Origin of the sequence: Micromonospora sp. DT44 (assembly GCF_049841635.1) — a bacterium.
Lineage (GTDB): Bacteria > Actinomycetota > Actinomycetes > Mycobacteriales > Micromonosporaceae > Micromonospora.
Map to the genome: position 1 here is coordinate 84,308 of NZ_JBNCKS010000023.1, position 16,319 is coordinate 100,626.

The window sequence follows — 16,319 nt, forward strand, 5'->3', positions numbered from 1 at the left end:
ACCGGCCGCCCCGGGCCCGCGCCCCGGTGCCCGGGCGGCGGTGGTGGCGGCACGGTACTAACCTCGGACCGGCGCGAGAGGAGATTGCCGCGATGCCGGAGCCCCAGCCGGGAGCACGGCCGGCCGACGGGCGCACCCCTGGCCCGAAGCCGGACGACGCGCCGGCGGTCGCCGACGAGTCGACCTCCCCACCCGTACCCCCGGATCAGCCTGCCACCCCCGACGGCCCCGAGCCCCCGGTCGAACCGACCGCCGCCGCCCCGGCGGAGGCGGCGACGCCCGAGCCCGCGGCGAAGCCGGACCCGACGCTGTCCGAGCCGGCAGCCGAGCCGGACCCGACGCTGTCCGAGCCGGCAGCCGAGCCGGACCAGACGGCGAAGGAGCCGGCGGCCGAGCCGGACCCGACGCTGTCCGAGCCGGCGGCCGAGCCCGACCCGACGGCGAAGCAGCCCCCGGCTGAGCCGGACCCGGCCGACAAGCCCGAGCCGCACCCGACTGCCCCGGAGCCCGCAGCCGAGACGAGGCCGGCTGCCGGGCCTGAGCCCACGGCCCGCGAGCGCGTAGGTGACGGCCCCGACTCCCCCGACTCCCCCGCCGCGCCGCCCGCGCCCCGGTGGAGCGGATCCGCGTCGGTTCCACCTCCGCTGCCGCGTCGGCGCGCCTGGGGGGAGTCGGCCGAGCCGACCCCGCCGCCGCCGTTGCCGGAGCAGCCGCTCGAGCACCGCACCCCGGTCGACCCGTGGGCCGGGGTGGACACCGGCGGATGGGACCTGCCGTCCGCCGAGCTGCCTCCGCTGCCGCCGACGCTGGGCTACCCGGTCCCGCCGGCCACCCGGCAGTGGCCCGGGCCGCCGGTCGGCGCGCATCCCGTCTCACCGCCGCCGGTCGGGACGCACCCCGTCTCGCCGCCGCCCCACCACCAACCCGCCGCCCACCCGCCACCGCCGGCCCACCTGCCGCCGGTCGCCTACCCGCCACCGCACGCCCGACCTGCCTCGCCGCCCCAACCCGCCGCGCCGGTCCGGCCGGCGCCGCCGGCCCGGGTGCCGAAGCAGCGTCGCGGCCGGCGTTCGGCCACGCCGCCGCCGGGCTGGGAGAACCCCCAGGGGTACGCGCCTCCTCCGGTACGCCGTCGGCGGCGTCGCTGGCCGTGGCTGCTGCTGCTCAGCCTGGCCTGCTGCTGTGGTTGCCCCGCCTACTACGGCCTGCCGATCTCGTCCCAGTACCCGGTCAGCGTCGCGCTGCCCGAGCAGGTCGCCGACCTGAGCCTGCGGCAGGACGACAGCAGCTCCGAGACGGCCAAGCAGTTGGAGAGAGAGGTACGCCAGGAGCACCTGCTCGCCGAGGACACCTTCGCGGGCGTCTACCGGACGGCGGACGGCAAGCAGGTGACGGTCTTCGGCGGCACCGGCTTCCGGCTGACCCCCGAGGCGGACGCGGACGAGGAGATCACGCGGCTCGGTGAGCGCTACGCGCTGGAGGCCCCCGAGACGGTGCGGACCGGCGTACGGGGTCGGTACGAGCGCTGCGCGATCGGCCGGCCAGCCGAGGGTGAGGTGGTGGTGTGCACCTCGGTCGACCACGGCAGCATCGCCACCGGCGTGTTCACCCGGCTCTCCGTCTCGGACAGCGCGACGTTGCTCGACACCCTGCGTACGCAGATCGTCCAGCCCAAGCAGGGCTGAGCGGCATCCGTGCCGCCGCTGGCGGGCATCCGGACGGCGTGGGCGGGGTCAGATCTCGCTGGCCGGGTCGGTGTCGGCGCGCTTCGGGGCGTAGCGGGGGATGTACTCCTGGCCCGTGAGCTTCTGGATCTCGCTCATCACCTCGTCGGTCATCTGCCGCAGCGAGGTGCGATCGTCCGGGCGGCCGGTGAAGTCCAGCGGCTTCCCGAACCGCACGGTGACCTTGGCAGTGCCGGGGCGGGGTACCCGGGCCCCGATCGGCTGCGCCCTGTCCGTGCCGATCGTGCCCACCGGGATGATCGGCACACCGGCGGCGATGGCCAGCCGGGCCGCCCCCGTCCGGCCCCGGTAGAGCTTGCCGTCCGGGGAGCGGGTGCCCTCCGGATAGACCACCACCAGGTCACCGCCCCGCAACGCCGGGATCGCGGCGTCGAACGCGGACAGCGCGGCACGCCCACCGGCCCGTTCGACCGGGATGGCGCCCAGACCGGTGAGGACGAACTTCGAGAACGCGCCCTTCGCGCCGGTGCCGGTGAAGTACTCGGACTTGGCCCAGAACGCCAGGTGCCGGGGCACCACCGTGCCGAGGAACAGCTCGTCCGCCACCGAGAGGTGGTTACCGGCGAAGATCGCGCCGCCGGTCTCCGGCACGTGTTCCAGACCCTCCACGGTCGGGCGGAACGCCAACCGCAGCGCGGGCGCCACGGTGAGCTTGCCGATGGTGTAGAGCAGGGGCACTGGTCCTCCGGCAGATGAGGTGCGAGCAGGCGGTGTCACGGTAGCGGACGCCCCCACACCTCGCCGACGGAGGTGGGAGGCGTCCGCGTGCGTGTTCTACGACCGACGGACGGTGACCGTCACCCGCTCGCCCTCGCCAACCTCACCGGCGAAACCGTCGAGGCCCTCGGCGAAGTCGACCGAGTCGGCCAGCACCTCACCCGACACGAACTCCAGGTACGCCCCCACCGCGGCGCGCACCTCGTCGGACGCCGACACCGACACCACGATCCGGTCCGAAACGTCCAGGTCGGCGTCGCGGCGGGCCTGCTGCACCACCCGCACCACGTCGCGGGCCAGACCCTCGGCGGCCAGTTCGGGGGTCACCTCGGTGTCGAGGACGACCACGCCCTCGCCACCGGGCAGCGGCGCGGAGTGCTCGGCGTCGGCGGCCACGAGACGAAGCTCGTACTCGCCCTCGGCCAGGGTGATGCCGGCCGCCACCGGCGCGCCCTCGACCAGCTCCCAGTCGCCCGCCTTGACCGCCTTGATCACCTGCTGGACCTGCTTGCCGACGCGCGGGCCGAGCGCCCGGGGCACCACGGTCAACACCTGCTCGCAGTACGCGGACAGCTCGGCGCTGAACTCCACCGCCTTCACGTTGACCTCGTCGGCGATCAGGTCGGCGAACGGGCGCAGTTGCTCGGCCACCGGGGACGCCACGGTCAACGTCGACAGCGGCAGCCGTACGCGCAGCCCCTTGGCCTTGCGCAGCGACAGCGCCGCCGAGGCGACCGCCCGTACGTTGTCCATGGCCGCCACCAGGTCGTGGTCGGCCGGAAACTCCTCGGCGGACGGCCAGTCGGTCAGGTGCACCGACCGCTCGCCCGTCAGGCCACGCCAGATCTCCTCCGCGGTCAGCGGCGCGAGCGGCGCCACCACCCGGCAGAGCGTCTCCAGCACCGTCGACAGCGTGTCGAAGGCGTTGGCGTCACCCGACCAGAACCGGTCCCGGGACCGGCGCACGTACCAGTTGGTCAGCGCGTCCAGGTAGGACCGGACGGTCGCGCACGCGCCCGAGATGTCGTACGCGTCCATCTGCGCGCCGACCGTCGACACCAGCTCGTTGGTCTTCGCCAGGATGTACCGGTCGAGCAGGGTGCCCGCGGCGTCCCGGCCGCCGGTCGGCTCAGCGTCGGTCTTCCGCTTGGCCCGGTATCCGTCGGCGTTGGCGTAGAGCGAGAAGAAGTACCAGACGTTCCACAGCGGCAGCAGCACCTGCCGTACGGAGTCCCGGATCAACGTCTCGGTGACGGCCATGTCACCGCCGCGCAGCACCGGCGAGGACATCAGCATCCAGCGCATCGCGTCCGACCCGTACGAGTCGAACACGTGGTAGACGTCCGGGTAGTTGCGCAGGCTCTTGGACATCTTGCGCCCGTCCGAGCCGAGCAGGATGCCGTGGCTCAGGCAGTTGCGGAACGCCGGCCGGTCGAACAGCGCGGTGGCCAGCACGTGCATGGTGTAGAACCAGCCGCGGGTCTGCCCGATGTACTCGACGATGAAGTCACCCGGGTAGTGGTGCTCGAACCAGTCCGCGTTCTCGAACGGGTAGTGCACCTGGGCGAACGGCATCGACCCGGACTCGAACCAGCAGTCCAGCACCTCGGGGACCCGGCGCATCATCGACTGACCGGTCGGGTCGTCCGGGTTGGGGCGGACCAGGTCGTCCACCGCCGGCCGGTGCAGGTCGCTCAGGCGTACGCCGAAGTCCCGCTCGATGTCCGCCAGCGAGCCGTAGACGTCCAGGCGCGGGTAGTTCGGGTCGTCGGACTTCCACGCCGGGATCGGCGAGCCCCAGAACCGGTTCCGGCTGATCGACCAGTCCCGGGCGTTGGCCAGCCACTTGCCGAACGAGCCGTCCTTGATGTGGCCGGGCGTCCAGTTGATCTCCTGGTTCAGCTCGACCATCCGGTCCCGGAACTGGGTCACCGCCACGAACCACGACGACACCGCCTTGTAGACCAGCGGGGTGTCGCAGCGCCAGCAGTGCGGGTACGAGTGGGTGTAGGTGTCCTGCCGCAGCACCACCCCCCGCTCCTTCAGCTCCCGGATCACCGGCTTGTTGACGTCGAAGACCTGCTCACCCTGGTACGGCGGGACCAGCGCGGTGAACCGCGTGTGGTCATCCACGGTGACGATGGTGGGGATGCCGGCGGCGTTGCAGACGTTCTGGTCGTCCTCGCCGAACGCCGGGGCGAGGTGCACGATCCCGGTGCCGTCCTCGGTGGTGACGAACTCCGCCCCGAGCACCTGGTACGCGTTGTCGCCCGCCTGGTCGACGAGGAAGTCGAACAGCGGCGTGTAGCGGCGTCCGACCAGGTCCCGGCCGTACACCGTGCCGACCTGCTCGTACCCGTCCAGTTCCTTGGCATACGCGGCCAGCCGCGCCGCCCCCACCACGAACCGCTCCCCACTGCCCTCGCTGTCGGGGGAGCCCCGGTGCTCCAGCACCGCGTACTCGATGTCCGGGCCGACGGCGAGCGCCAGATTCGACGGCAGGGTCCACGGCGTGGTCGTCCAGACGCCGAGCTTGACCGGCCCGCGCAACAGCTCCGGGGCGGACTCGTCGGCGGTCAGCCCGAACCACACGGTCAGCGTCGGGTCGTGCCGGTCCCGGTAGACGTCGTCCATCCGGGTCTCGGTGTTCGACAGCGGCGTCTCGCAGCGCCAGCAGTACGCCAGCACCCGGAAACCCTCGTAGATCAGACCCTTGTCGTGCAGGGTCTTGAAGGCCCACATGACGCTTTCCATGTAGTCCAGGTCGAGGGTCTTGTAGTCGTTCGTGAAGTCGACCCACCGGGCCTGCCGGTTGATGTAGCGCTCCCAGTCCTGGGTGAACTCCAGCACCGAGGTGCGACAGGCCTCGTTGAACCGGGCCACGCCCAGGTCGATGATCTCGGCCTTGCTGGTGATGCCGAGCTGCTTCTCGGCCACCACCTCGGCGGGCAGGCCGTGGCAGTCCCAGCCGAAGCGCCGCTCCACGTGCCGGCCGCGCATGGTCTGGTAGCGCGGCACCACGTCCTTGACGTACCCGGTGAACAGGTGACCGTAGTGCGGCAGGCCGTTGGCGAACGGCGGACCGTCGTAGAAGACGTACTCGTTCTTGCCGTCGGTCCCGGCGGGACGGGCCTCGATGCTGGCCTCGAAGGTCTTGTCGGCCGTCCAGTGCTCCAGCACCCGGCGCTCGACCGCGGGCAGGTCCGGGCTCGCCGGAACACCGGCGGCGGGGTCGTGCAGTGGATAGGCCATCGCCTGTCGCTCTCCTCGCAGCTCACTCAACGTGGGTCTGCGAGGACGAACCGTCCGGGGTACGCCGACAACGACGCTCCCCGGGTGGCCCGCGGTACCACCCCGCTTGGCGGTCAGGATCGACCGCCCGCTCATTGGTCGGCTGTGACGGGCCGGACCCGTCCGGTTCTACTGGGCCGGTCACCCGGCTGTTCTTCCGGAGGCTCACCGGTGATAGCCGGGTCATCGCCTTACGGCCTCCAACGATACAAGACCCACCCCGTCCCCCGCCCCCGACTAAACCCCCACCCCACCCCTCCCGCGCACCCCACCCATTCCCGCCCTCGGTGATCAAGAGGTTTGCGTCAAATTCGCGCCGAATCCTGACGCGAACCTCTTGATCAACAGGGCGAGGCCCCGGGGGTGGGACCGTGGGGTTGGGGGGTTGGGAGGGTGGTGGTCCAGAGAGTGGCGCCGCCCTGTTGTCCGAGGGGCGCAAGCCCGCGGCCAGCGCGGCTTGACCCCGGTGACGGGCTCGCGCAGACTTCGCCGGTGCGTCCGCTGAACCACGACGAGTTCCAGGCCATGCGTCGATTCCCCGCGTTGGACGGCCTGCGGGCCGTCGCGGCCGTGATGGTCTTCGCCTTCCACTTCGGCGGCCCGTCGTGGGCCTGGTTGACCGGCTGGATCGGCGTACACCTGTTCTTCGTGCTCTCCGGCTTTCTGATCACGACGCTTCTGTTGCGGGAGGAACACCGCTACGGTCGGATCTCGCTGCGCGCCTTCTACCTGCGGCGGTTCTTCCGGATCATGCCGGTGTACCTGCTCGTGCTCTTCCTGACCTGGGCGCTGGCCCGGCTCAACAGCACCGCCGACGCGGTCGAACGCTCGCTGCGCTACTACCTGCTGCTGCTCAACGACTTCCTGCCGGCCAACGCCCCGTACCTGCACTCCTGGACGATCGGGATCGAGCAGAAGTTCTACCTGCTCTGGCCGGCGATCGCCTTCGTGCTGGTGACCGTCGCCTTCCGTCGCCGGCTCGCCGTGACCCTCGGGCTCCTCGTGCTCCTCGTCGCGCTGATCCCCCCTCAGATCGCCTGGCTGAGCTGGCCCATCCACTACGTGGCGATCCTGCTCGGCTGCCTGACGGCCGTGCTGATGCACCACCCGCGCGGCTTCGCCCTGTTCCGGCCGCTGACCCACCCGGTCACCGCCAGCGTGGTGATCGTGGCCTTCGCCGCGGTGCAGGTGGCCGTGCGGTACTGGCCGGCCCGCTTCGGCCAGGAGGCGTTGATCGGCTGCTACGCGACGGCGGCCGCGCTGCTGTTGCCGGCTCTGCTGTCGCGCGGCGTCCTGGCCCGCGTGCTGGGACTGCGGCCGCTGGTGTTCGTGGGCGAACGGTCGTACTCGATGTACCTGGTCCAGTCCATCGCGGCGCACGCGGCGGTCGGACTGCTGCCCGCGCTCGGGAGTCACCGCACCGGCATCTTCGTGGCCGCCGTGGTGGTGGCGTTGGTCCTCGCGGACGTGCTCTACCGCTGGGTCGAGCTACCGATGATCAAGGTGGGTCGCGAGCTGGCCGCACGGGTGTCCCGACCCGCACCCCGCGACCGGGACCGCCTACCCGGCGACGTCGACGGTTCCGTCCGGATCCCCCGCCCCCGCGAGGTGCTCCCGGACACCGTCCCCGCGACCCGCGGCTGACTCCCTCGACGTGACCGGGCTCATAGCCCTGGTTGTCACAGCGCGACCGACCGGACCGTCGTAGCGGTGTCGAACCGATCAAGGAGGTTGCTGTGCAACGGATGAACCTTTTCGAGGTCGCACCGCAGGGATACCAGGCCGTGTCGGGCCTGGAGAAGTACGTCCAGGCGAACGTCGACCACACCGTGCTGGAGCTGGTCAAGCTGCGGGCGTCGATGCTGAACGGCTGCGCGTACTGCGTGGACATGCACAGCCGGGACGCACTCGCCGCCGGTGAGTCGAGCCGGCGGCTGTTCGCGGTGTCCGCCTGGCGGGAGGCGCTGTCGTTCTTCGACGAGCGGGAGCAGGCCGCGCTGGCGCTCACCGACGCGGTGACCCGGCTCGGGGAGCACGGAGTGTCGGACGAGGTGTGGGACGCCGCCGCGAAGGTCTATTCGGAGAAGGAACTTGCCGATCTGGTCCTCGCGATCGCCACAATCAACGTGTGGAATCGCATCGCCGTGACGACGCACTCGGAGCCCCCGGCGCAGGTGTGACCACCGAGGCGGCAGAGGCGGCCGGTGCGCTCCAGGCGCACCGGCCGATGCTGCTCGGGCTCGCCTACCGGCTGCTCGGCAGTCGGCACGACGCCGAGGACGTGCTCCAGGAGGCGTACCTGCGTTGGCTGGGCGTGGACCGCTCGACGGTGACCGAGCCCCGCCGCTACCTGTCCCGGGTGGTGACCCGGCTCGCGCTGGACAAGTTGCGGGCCCGGCAGGCGGCCCGCGAGACGTACGTCGGACCGTGGCTCCCCGAACCGGTGCCGACCGAGCCCTCGCCGTTCGGCCCGCTGGACCGCGCGGAGCTACGGGACTCGCTGTCCACCGCGCTGCTGCATGTGCTGGAACGGCTCACGCCGCCGGAGCGTGCCGTGTACGTCCTGCGCACCGCGTTCGACCTGCCGTACGCCGAGATCGCGGAGATCCTGGACCGGACCCCCGAGGACTGCCGGCAGTTGCACCACCGGGCGACCACGCACGTACGCCAGGAGGACCGCCGCTTCACCGCCAGCCGGCCCGAGCGTGAGCGGTTACTGGAGGCGTTCCTCGCCGCCGCCCGAAACGGCGACCTGGCAACGCTCACCAGACTGGTGGCCGCGGACGTGACGGCGTGGAACGACGGCGGCGGCCGGGTACGTTCCGCCCGCAACCCGCTGCACGGCGCCGACCGGGTCGCCCGGTTCTACGCCGGGATCTACGGCCCCCGCCGCGAGTGGACGGCGCGTCGGGTCGAGTTGAACGGCGAACCGGCCATCCTGCTGACCCGCCGCTCCGACGGCGGCCGGTACACGATGACCGTCACCGCCGCTGCCGGCCGGATCACCGGGATCTACGTCGTGGGCAACCCGGAGAAGCTACCCCCGGCCGCCTGAAATCGTGAGGTCGTCAGCCCAGCTCGGGGAACCAGAGCGCGATCTCGCGCTTGGCGCTGTCCGGCGAGTCGGAGGCGTGCACCAGGTTCTCCCGGTTGGAGAGCGACAGGTCGCCCCGGATGGTCCCGGCGGCGGCCTTGCGGCCGTCGGTCGCGCCGACCAGCCCACGGACCACGTCGATGACCTGGTCGCCGGAGAGGACCAGGGCGACCAGCGGACCGCCGGTCATGAAGTCCTTCAGCGGCGGGTAGAACGCCTTGTCGACGTGCTCGGCGTAGTGCGCGTCCGCGAGCGCGGCGTCCATGGTCCGGTGCACCATCGCGTCGATCCGCAGCCCTTTGCGCTCGAAGCGGGAGAGGAGCTCGCCGACCAGGCCGCGGCGGACCGCGTCGGGCTTGATCAGCACGAGGCTGCGCTCTTCCGGGCTGTCGTTGGACACGCTGGGTTCCTCCTGTACGCGCAGAACGCTTGGGCTCGGTACGGTCAGCGTAGCGACCCGGTCCCGGCGCCGGCGCGGCGGCCGGTCTTTCCTCCGGTGGCCGATCCGGCCTAGCCTGGCCCTGACCCCCGGGAGGTCCACTGTGGCGAATGGCGGGAACCGGCCCATCGCGCCGGTACGCAAGCTGATCGGCACGGTGCTCGGCACCGTGGCCACCTTCGTCGTCCTCTTCGGGCTGGGCATGACCAGCTGGGCCATCGTCGCGCTCGGCGTCGCCCTGCTCGTGCTGGCGATCGCGCTGGCCACCGTGAAGGGCGGCGGACGCACCTGGGTGGTCGGCGTGGCGCACGTGCACAGCGCCTCCGAACCACCCACCCAGTACGCGTTCGGCCGGTGCGAGCTGCAACTGGTCATCGACGCGCCCGGCCTGCCACCCCGATCCAAGAAGATCATCGAGCCGCGGGTGCCGGTCTCCAAGTGGCCGTCGTTGGGCCAGACCCTGCCCATCCGGGTCGCGCTCGACGACCAGCGGCACGTCAAGGTCCTCTGGGACGAGGTGCCCACCCACGCCGAGACCGCCGCGGCCGTCGCGGACCTGCCGCCCGAGTTCGGCGACATCGACCCCGTGGACGAGGTGCTGATCGAGCAGGACGCCCCACCCTGGGCGGACCGCGCGGCCGAGGACGACTTCCGGGACGCGCGCGGCGGCGACCCGTTCGGCCCTGACCCGTTCGGCGACCCGCGCGGCCCCGACCCGTTCCGCGACCCGCGCGGCGGCGACCCCCTGCGCGACGACCGGTCCGTCGTATCCGACGAGCGCGAGCCGGTGGTGGTGAGCCAGGCCCCGGGCGGCCCGGTGGTCCTCGAAGGCGTCGTTGTCGAGAAACAGCCCGGCGCGGGACTGCCCCGCCGGGCCACTCCCGCACCCCGGCCGCCGGCCGAGGAGCACTTCGACCAGCCCGACGTCGACCCGGCCGACCCGGACGACGTCCGTGCCACCGAGTCCGACGACGATCGCGTGGACGCGGAAGCGCAGGCCCGGTCCGCGCCGAGCGCGGACCGGCCGACCGACGCCGCGCCGGCGCAGCGGACCGGCCCGCTCGCTACCGATCCGCTGGACCCGCTGGACCTGCCGCTGGACGACCCGACCCCGGCGGGAGCGGCCCGCGCGACCGTCACGGCCGAGGCCCTGGACGAGGCGATCTTCGGGTACGACGGAGCGTCGGCGGCGGACCCGGCCGGTCCCATCAGCGGCGTCGGCCTGACCCTGCTGGTCACCGACCTGGCCCGGTCGCTCGGTTTCTACCGGAACATGCTCGGCTTCTCCGAGGTCGACCAGGGCACCGGCAACGCGGTGCTCGCCTTCGGCACGACCCGGCTGGTGCTGCGCGAGGTGACCGGGGCGGCGCCCATCAGTCGCCGGCTCGTGCACGTCAACCTCGAGGTGGACGACATCGAGGCGGCGTACGGACGGCTGCGCGGATCCGGTGTCCGCTTCACGTACGCCCCACGCGTGGTCAACCGGGGCAGCAGGCTGGAGGTGTGGGCGGCGGCCTTCCGGGACCCGGACGGCCACGGCATCGCCCTGACCCAGTGGCGAGAACGCGCCGACGCCTGACCCGCCCCTCGGGCGTCAGCCGAGGATGACCCGGCGGACGTGCAGCGCGTACGCCCAGACCAGCGCGAAGATGATGCCCAGCACGAGCAGCGACCAGTGCAGCAGCCCGGCCAGCATCAGCAGGCCCTGCAACACGGTGCCGGCGTGCCAGGCCCAGGGACGCCGCATCATGCCGGCCAGCAGGATGGCGGCCACCGCCAGGGCCACCACCACGGCGATCGCTGCGCCGCCCAGGTCACCCCCGACCACCCGGATCGGCTGGATGGCCAGCAGCAGCACCAGCGCCTCCAAGCCGAGCGTCCCCGCGCCGAGACCCCGTACGGCTGCCTGCGGGTTCCGCAGGCCAGAGCGCCGTACCTGCCCGGCCTCCGGCTCCCCCGCGCCCGATGCCGGCCCGCCCTGGTCGGGCCCGCCCGCCTGGGCGTCGGCGCGCGACTGGTCGGTCGGGTCGGCGGTGGCGCGGGGGTCGCGCTCGGGGACGGTCATCGCTTCAGCAGCCGGCGGGCGTCGGCGACCGTGACCACCGAACCCGTCACCAGGACACCGACGCCGCTGAGCTCACCGGGTACGTCCTCCTCGGCCAGCGCGACCGCCAGCTCGATCGCGTCCGGCACCTCCTCGGCCACCTCGACGCGCTCCTCGCCGAAGATCTCGACGGCGAGCGCAGCGAGCTCCTTCGTCGGCATCGCCCGTGGCGAGCTGTTGCGGGTGACCACCACGACGTCGGCCACCGGCTCCAGCAGCTCCAGAAGGCTGCTCGCGTCCTTGTCGGCGAGGACACCCACCAGCGCCACCAGCTTGCTGAACGCGAACTCCTCATGCAGCGCGGTCACCGTCGCGGCCATGCCGTGCGGGTTGTGCGCACCGTCCAGCAGAACGGTCGGGGCGCTGCGGACCCGCTCCAGCCGGCCCGGGGAGCTGGCCGTCGCGAACCCCTCCCGGACGGCCTCGACGTCCAACTGACGGCGGGCCCCGGCACCGAGGAACGCCTCCACGGCGGCGAGCGCCACCGCCGCGTTCTGTGCCTGGTGCGCGCCGTGCAGGGGGATGAACACGTCGTCGTAGACGCCACCGAGGCCCTGCAGCTTGAGCACCTGCCCACCGACGGCGACCGCCCGGCTCAGGACGCCGAACTCGGCGCCCTCGCGGGCGAGGGTGGCCCCCACCTCGGAGCAGCGTTCGAGGAGGGGACGCGCGGCCTCCTCCTCCTGCGCCGCCGAGATCACGGTGGCGCCCGGGTGGATGATGCCGGCCTTGGCCAGCGCGATGTCCTGGAGCGTGTCGCCGAGCCACTCGGTGTGGTCCAGGCCGATCGGAGTGATCACGCAGACGCCGGCCTGGATGACGTTCGTGGCGTCCTCGGCGCCACCGAGACCCACCTCGACCACGGCGATGTCGACGGGCGCGTCGGCGAACGTGGCGAACGCCAACGCGGTCGTCATGTCGAAGTACGTCAGCGGCTCGTCCGAGCGCGCGTCGATCAGCTCCGCCAGCGGCTTGATCTCCCCGTACACAGCGGCGAAGCGATCCTCGCTCACCGGTTCCCCGTCCAGGCTGATCCGCTCCCGGACGGTCTCCAGGTGCGGACTCGTGTACCTGCCGGTGTGCAGCCCGAACGCCCGCAGCAGCGAGTCGATCATCCGTGCGGTGGACGTCTTGCCGTTGGTGCCGGTGAGGTGGATCGACGGGTACGCCCGCTGCGGACTCCCGAGCAGGTCGAGCAACGACTCGATGCGGTCCAGCTCGAACACCATGCGGGTGAAACCGCGGGCGTTCAGCTCGGCTTCGGCGGCGGCGAAATCGGTACGGTCGGTCACGAGGTAAGCGTCTCCAGAGCGGCGTCGATCCGGACCAGGTCGGCCTCGGCGGTGGCGAGCCGGTCGCGGATCTTCGCGACGACCGGCTCGGGGGCCTTGCCGATGAAGGCCGGGTTGTCGAGCTTCGCCCGGGCCTGCGCGACCTCCTTCTGGGCGGCCGCGCGGTCCTTGGTCAGCCGGGCCCGCTCGGCGGCCACGTCGATCGACCCCCGGGTGTCCAACGCGACACCTACCGCACCGGGCATGGCCAACGTCGCGCTGGCCTGGAAGTCGTCACCGGCGGGGTCGAGGCGAACCAGCGACCGGATCAGCGGCTCGTGGGCCGCGATGCCGGCCCCGGTCAGCCCGTCCAGGCGGGCCGCGACCCGCTGCGTCGGGCGTAGCCCCTGGTCGGAACGGAACCGGCGGATCTCGGTGACGACCCGCTGCACGGCGGCCAGCTCGACCTCGGCGGCGTCGTCGACCAGCGACCGGTCGGCCACCGGCCAGGCGGCGGCCTGCACCGTCTCGCCGCCGGTCAGCGCGAGCCACAACTCCTCGGTGACGAACGGGATGACCGGGTGCAGCAGCCGCAGCAGCTGGTCCAGGACGTGGCCGAGAACCCGGCGGGTCACGTCGGCCCGCTCACCGCCCTCGGCGAGCACCGGCTTGCTCAGCTCGACGTACCAGTCACAGACGTCGTCCCAGGCGAAGTGGTAGAGCAGGTCACACACCTTGGCGAACTCGTACGCCTCGAACTGCTCGTCGACCTCGGCGGTGACGTGCGCCAGCCGGGACAGGACCCACCGGTCGACGGTGGAGAGCTGCTCGACGGGCGGCAGGTCGCCGGTCGTGTGCGCGCCGTTCATCAGGGCGAACCGGGTGGCGTTCCAGAGCTTGTTGCAGAAGTTACGCGAGCCCTGGCACCACTCCTCGCTGACCGGCACGTCCTGGCCGGGGTTCGCGCCCCGGGCCAGGGTGAACCGGGTGGCGTCGGCACCGTACCTGTCGATCCAGTCCAGCGGGTCGACCACGTTGCCGAACGACTTCGACATCTTCTTGCCGAACTGGTCGCGCACCATGCCGTGCAACGCGACCACGTCGAACGGCGGCCGGCCGTCCATCGCGTAGAGGCCGAACATCATCATCCGGGCGACCCAGAAGAACAGGATGTCGTACCCGGTGACCAGCACGCTGGTCGGATAGAACTTCGCCAGGTCCGGGGTCTCTTCCGGCCAGCCCAGGGTGGAGAACGGCCACAGGCCGCTGGAGAACCAGGTGTCGAGGACGTCCTCGTCCTGGTGCCAACCCTCGCCGGTCGGCGGCGTCTCGTCAGGGCCGACACAGACGATCTCGCCGGCCGGGCCGTACCAGACCGGGATGCGGTGCCCCCACCAGAGCTGGCGGGAGATGCACCAGTCGTGCATGTTGTCGACCCAGGCGAAGTAGCGCTTCGCCAGCTCGGCCGGCTCGATACGGACCCGACCGTCGCGCACCGCGTCACCGGCGGCCTGCGCGAGCGGGGCGGTGTTGACGAACCACTGCAGCGACAGCCGCGGCTCGACGGTCGTCTTACAGCGCGAACAGTGGCCGACCGCGTGCACGTACGGGCGCTTCTCGGCGACGATCCGGCCCTGCTCGCGCAGCGCGGCCACGATCGCCGGCCGCGCCTCGAACCGGTCCAGCCCTTCGAACGGGCCAGGCACGGTGATGACTCCGCGCTCGTCCATGACGGTCAGCGAGGGCAGGTCGTGCCGCTGGCCGATCTCGAAGTCGTTCGGGTCGTGGGCGGGGGTCACCTTGACCATGCCGGTGCCGAAGGACGGGTCGACGTGCGCGTCGGCGACGATCGGGATCCGCCGGCCGGTGAGCGGCAGCTCGACCTCGGTGCCGATCAGGTGCTGGTAGCGCTCGTCGTCGGGGTGCACCGCCACGGCGGTGTCGCCGAGCATCGTCTCGGCCCGCGTGGTGGCCACCACGACCTCGTCGCTGTAGCGGATCGAGATCAGCTCACCGTCGTCGTCAGTGTGCTCGACCTCGATGTCCGACAGTGCGGTCAGGCAGCGCGGACACCAGTTGATGATCCGGTTGGCCCGGTAGATCAGGCCGTCGTCGAAGAGCTTCTTGAAGATCGTCTGGACCGCGCGGCTCAGGCCGGCGTCCATGGTGAAGCGCTCCCGCTCCCAGTCGACGGAGTCGCCGAGGCGGCGCATCTGGCCGAGGATCTTGCCACCCGACTCGGCCTTCCACTGCCAGACCCGCTCGACGAACTTCTCCCGACCGAGGTCGTGCCGCGACAACCCTTCGGCGGCGAGCTGACGCTCGACCAGGTTCTGGGTGGCGATGCCGGCGTGGTCCATGCCGGGCAGCCACAGCGCCTCGAAGCCCTGCATCCGCTTGCGCCGGGTCAGGGCGTCCATGAGCGTGTGCTCGAACGCGTGGCCCATGTGCAGCGAGCCGGTGACGTTCGGCGGCGGGATGACGATGGTGAAGGGGGGCTTGTCGCTGTCGGCGGAGGCCCGGAAGTGCCCAGCGGCTACCCACTGCTCGTACCGCCGCTGCTCTACCTCGCCGGGCTGGTACTGGCCGGCAAGGGTCGGGGCGTCGGGGCGTTGGGCATCCAGTCTCTCGGTCACCCGACAAGTCTACGAAGGGCTTCTGCGGACCTGACGTGCGCCACCTGTCGTTCGCGTACGGTGTCGGCTATGTCCGACGCACATCTCACCGAGCGGTCACTCGACCACGGCCGCGAGCCGGTCGAACTGACCGAGGAGCCGATCCAGCTGAGCACTCGGGACACCGGCGGCGACCCCGACGAGCGCTCCGGTGGCTGGTCCCGCCGTCGCAGGATCGGCTGGACGGTCGCCCTGGTCGTCGGTCTCGCGGGCGCGGGTGTGTTGGGGGTCGGTGGGTGGCGTGTAGCGCAACAGAAGGACACCCGGCTGACCTCGCCCGAGCGGGTGGCGGGGTTGACGCGGGACGACAGCGAGCGCGCCAAGAGCACGGCGGACTACCTGCGCAGCGGCCTGGCCGCCGACATCGACCTGGACGGGAGCTTCGGCACCGTCTACCGCGACCCCGCCGACGACAAGCGCGCCGTCCTGGTCTTCGGCGGCACGACGCTGCTCTGGCAGCCCGAGCGCGACCTGGACAGCCTCTTCGGCCTGATGTCCGACGAGACCGGGGCGGTGACAGGGCTGCGCGAGGTGCCCGCGGGCAAGCTGGGTGGTGTCATGAAGTGCGGCAGCACGAGTGGTGAGGGCGGCGACTTCGCGGTCTGCGGTTGGGCCGACCACGGCAGCGTCGTGATGGCGATGTTCCCCGGCAGGTCGGTGACCGACGCAGGCGCCCTACTGGCCGACCTCCGCAACGAAATGCAATCCCGAACCTAACCCGCTCCAACTCCCCGCGTGGTCCCGGTGCCCCGCCCCAGTCCCGGTGATCATGAAGTTATTGCCACTGTCATCGGCGGGTCATGGCAATAACTTCATGATCACCGGGACTGGGCGGGGCGCGGCACGGGACAGGGGGGTGGGAATGCAGAAATGGCCACCCCGTTAGGGGTGGCCATTTCTGAAAGATTGTCCGGCGGTGTCCTACTCTCCCACACCCTCACGAGTGCAGTACCATCGGCGCTGGAGGGCTTAGCTTCCGGGTT

The 16,319-nt window shown here is 71.7% G+C and carries 12 protein-coding genes and 1 rRNA gene; 6 read left to right on the forward strand and 7 right to left on the reverse strand.

What is annotated here, in order from left to right; all coding sequences use genetic code 11:
• Positions 1-92 precede the first annotated feature (92 nt).
• Positions 93-1,685 carry a hypothetical protein gene (locus ACLQ25_RS15685; RefSeq protein ID WP_425731593.1) on the forward strand — a complete coding sequence of 531 codons (1,593 nt, stop codon included), beginning with the start codon at positions 93-95 and terminating at the stop codon, positions 1,683-1,685.
• 48 nt (positions 1,686-1,733) lie between these two features.
• On the opposite strand, the gene ACLQ25_RS15690 is transcribed toward ACLQ25_RS15685, so the two are convergent.
• Positions 1,734-2,423 carry a lysophospholipid acyltransferase family protein gene (locus tag ACLQ25_RS15690; RefSeq protein ID WP_425731594.1) on the reverse strand — a complete coding sequence of 230 codons (690 nt, stop codon included), beginning with the start codon at positions 2,421-2,423 and terminating at the stop codon, positions 1,734-1,736.
• 96 nt (positions 2,424-2,519) lie between these two features.
• Positions 2,520-5,714, reverse strand: coding sequence for an isoleucine--tRNA ligase (ileS, locus tag ACLQ25_RS15695; RefSeq protein ID WP_425731595.1), 3,195 nt, complete (start codon positions 5,712-5,714; stop codon positions 2,520-2,522).
• Between the two features lie 531 nt (positions 5,715-6,245).
• Between ileS and ACLQ25_RS15700 the strand changes: the two genes are divergently transcribed.
• From ACLQ25_RS15700 to sigJ, 3 genes are all read left to right on the forward strand, one after another.
• Entirely contained in the window at positions 6,246-7,397 is a 1,152-nt protein-coding gene (locus ACLQ25_RS15700) for an acyltransferase family protein (protein WP_425731596.1), read from the forward strand.
• 101 nt (positions 7,398-7,498) lie between these two features.
• Positions 7,499-7,933 carry a carboxymuconolactone decarboxylase family protein gene (locus ACLQ25_RS15705; RefSeq protein WP_425731607.1) on the forward strand — a complete coding sequence of 145 codons (435 nt, stop codon included), beginning with the start codon at positions 7,499-7,501 and terminating at the stop codon, positions 7,931-7,933.
• Positions 7,930-8,808, forward strand: a complete 879-nt coding sequence (gene sigJ / locus ACLQ25_RS15710; RefSeq protein WP_425731597.1) for an RNA polymerase sigma factor SigJ — start codon at positions 7,930-7,932, stop codon at positions 8,806-8,808. The genes ACLQ25_RS15705 and sigJ overlap by 4 nt, the downstream gene beginning before the upstream one ends.
• Positions 8,809-8,821: 13 nt before the next feature.
• Here the strand turns inward: sigJ and ndk are convergent, their stop codons facing one another.
• Positions 8,822-9,247, reverse strand: coding sequence for a nucleoside-diphosphate kinase (ndk, locus tag ACLQ25_RS15715; protein ID WP_357134476.1), 426 nt, complete (start codon positions 9,245-9,247; stop codon positions 8,822-8,824).
• Between the two features lie 142 nt (positions 9,248-9,389).
• Here ndk and ACLQ25_RS15720 point away from each other — a divergent pair, with 142 nt between their 5' ends.
• Entirely contained in the window at positions 9,390-10,865 is a 1,476-nt protein-coding gene (locus ACLQ25_RS15720; protein WP_425731598.1) for a VOC family protein, read from the forward strand.
• A gap of 15 nt (positions 10,866-10,880) precedes the next feature.
• On the opposite strand, the gene ACLQ25_RS15725 is transcribed toward ACLQ25_RS15720, so the two are convergent.
• Genes ACLQ25_RS15725 through ACLQ25_RS15735 form a run of 3 tightly spaced genes read right to left on the reverse strand, consistent with a single transcriptional unit; the run spans position 10,881 to position 15,297 of the window.
• Positions 10,881-11,351 (reverse strand): DUF4233 domain-containing protein, encoded by a 471-nt coding sequence (locus ACLQ25_RS15725; RefSeq protein ID WP_425731599.1) that lies wholly within the window; start codon positions 11,349-11,351, stop codon positions 10,881-10,883.
• A complete protein-coding gene (locus tag ACLQ25_RS15730; protein WP_425731600.1) occupies positions 11,348-12,682 on the reverse strand; it encodes a bifunctional folylpolyglutamate synthase/dihydrofolate synthase in 1,335 nt (444 codons plus the stop codon). Before ACLQ25_RS15730 ends, ACLQ25_RS15725 begins: the two co-directional genes overlap by 4 nt.
• A complete protein-coding gene (locus ACLQ25_RS15735; protein ID WP_425731601.1) occupies positions 12,679-15,297 on the reverse strand; it encodes a valine--tRNA ligase in 2,619 nt (872 codons plus the stop codon). The genes ACLQ25_RS15730 and ACLQ25_RS15735 overlap by 4 nt, the downstream gene beginning before the upstream one ends.
• Before the next feature lie 69 nt (positions 15,298-15,366).
• Here ACLQ25_RS15735 and ACLQ25_RS15740 point away from each other — a divergent pair, with 69 nt between their 5' ends.
• The gene (locus ACLQ25_RS15740) at positions 15,367-16,053 is read left to right on the forward strand and encodes a hypothetical protein (RefSeq protein ID WP_425731602.1); all 687 of its coding nucleotides are present in this window, start codon (positions 15,367-15,369) and stop codon (positions 16,051-16,053) included.
• Positions 16,054-16,244: 191 nt separating this feature from the next.
• Here the strand turns inward: ACLQ25_RS15740 and rrf are convergent.
• A 5S ribosomal RNA gene (gene rrf / locus ACLQ25_RS15745) occupies positions 16,245-16,319 on the reverse strand; the annotation flags it as partial.

Coding starts and splice junctions, on each gene's coding strand:
- ACLQ25_RS15685 (WP_425731593.1), top strand. CDS start 93: ATGCCGGAGCCCCAGCCGGGAGCACGGCCGGCCGACGGGCGCACCCCT.
- ileS (WP_425731595.1), bottom strand. CDS start 5,714: ATGGCCTATCCACTGCACGACCCCGCCGCCGGTGTTCCGGCGAGCCCG.
- ACLQ25_RS15705 (WP_425731607.1), top strand. CDS start 7,499: ATGAACCTTTTCGAGGTCGCACCGCAGGGATACCAGGCCGTGTCGGGC.
- ACLQ25_RS15725 (WP_425731599.1), bottom strand. CDS start 11,351: ATGACCGTCCCCGAGCGCGACCCCCGCGCCACCGCCGACCCGACCGAC.
- ACLQ25_RS15740 (WP_425731602.1), top strand. CDS start 15,367: ATGTCCGACGCACATCTCACCGAGCGGTCACTCGACCACGGCCGCGAG.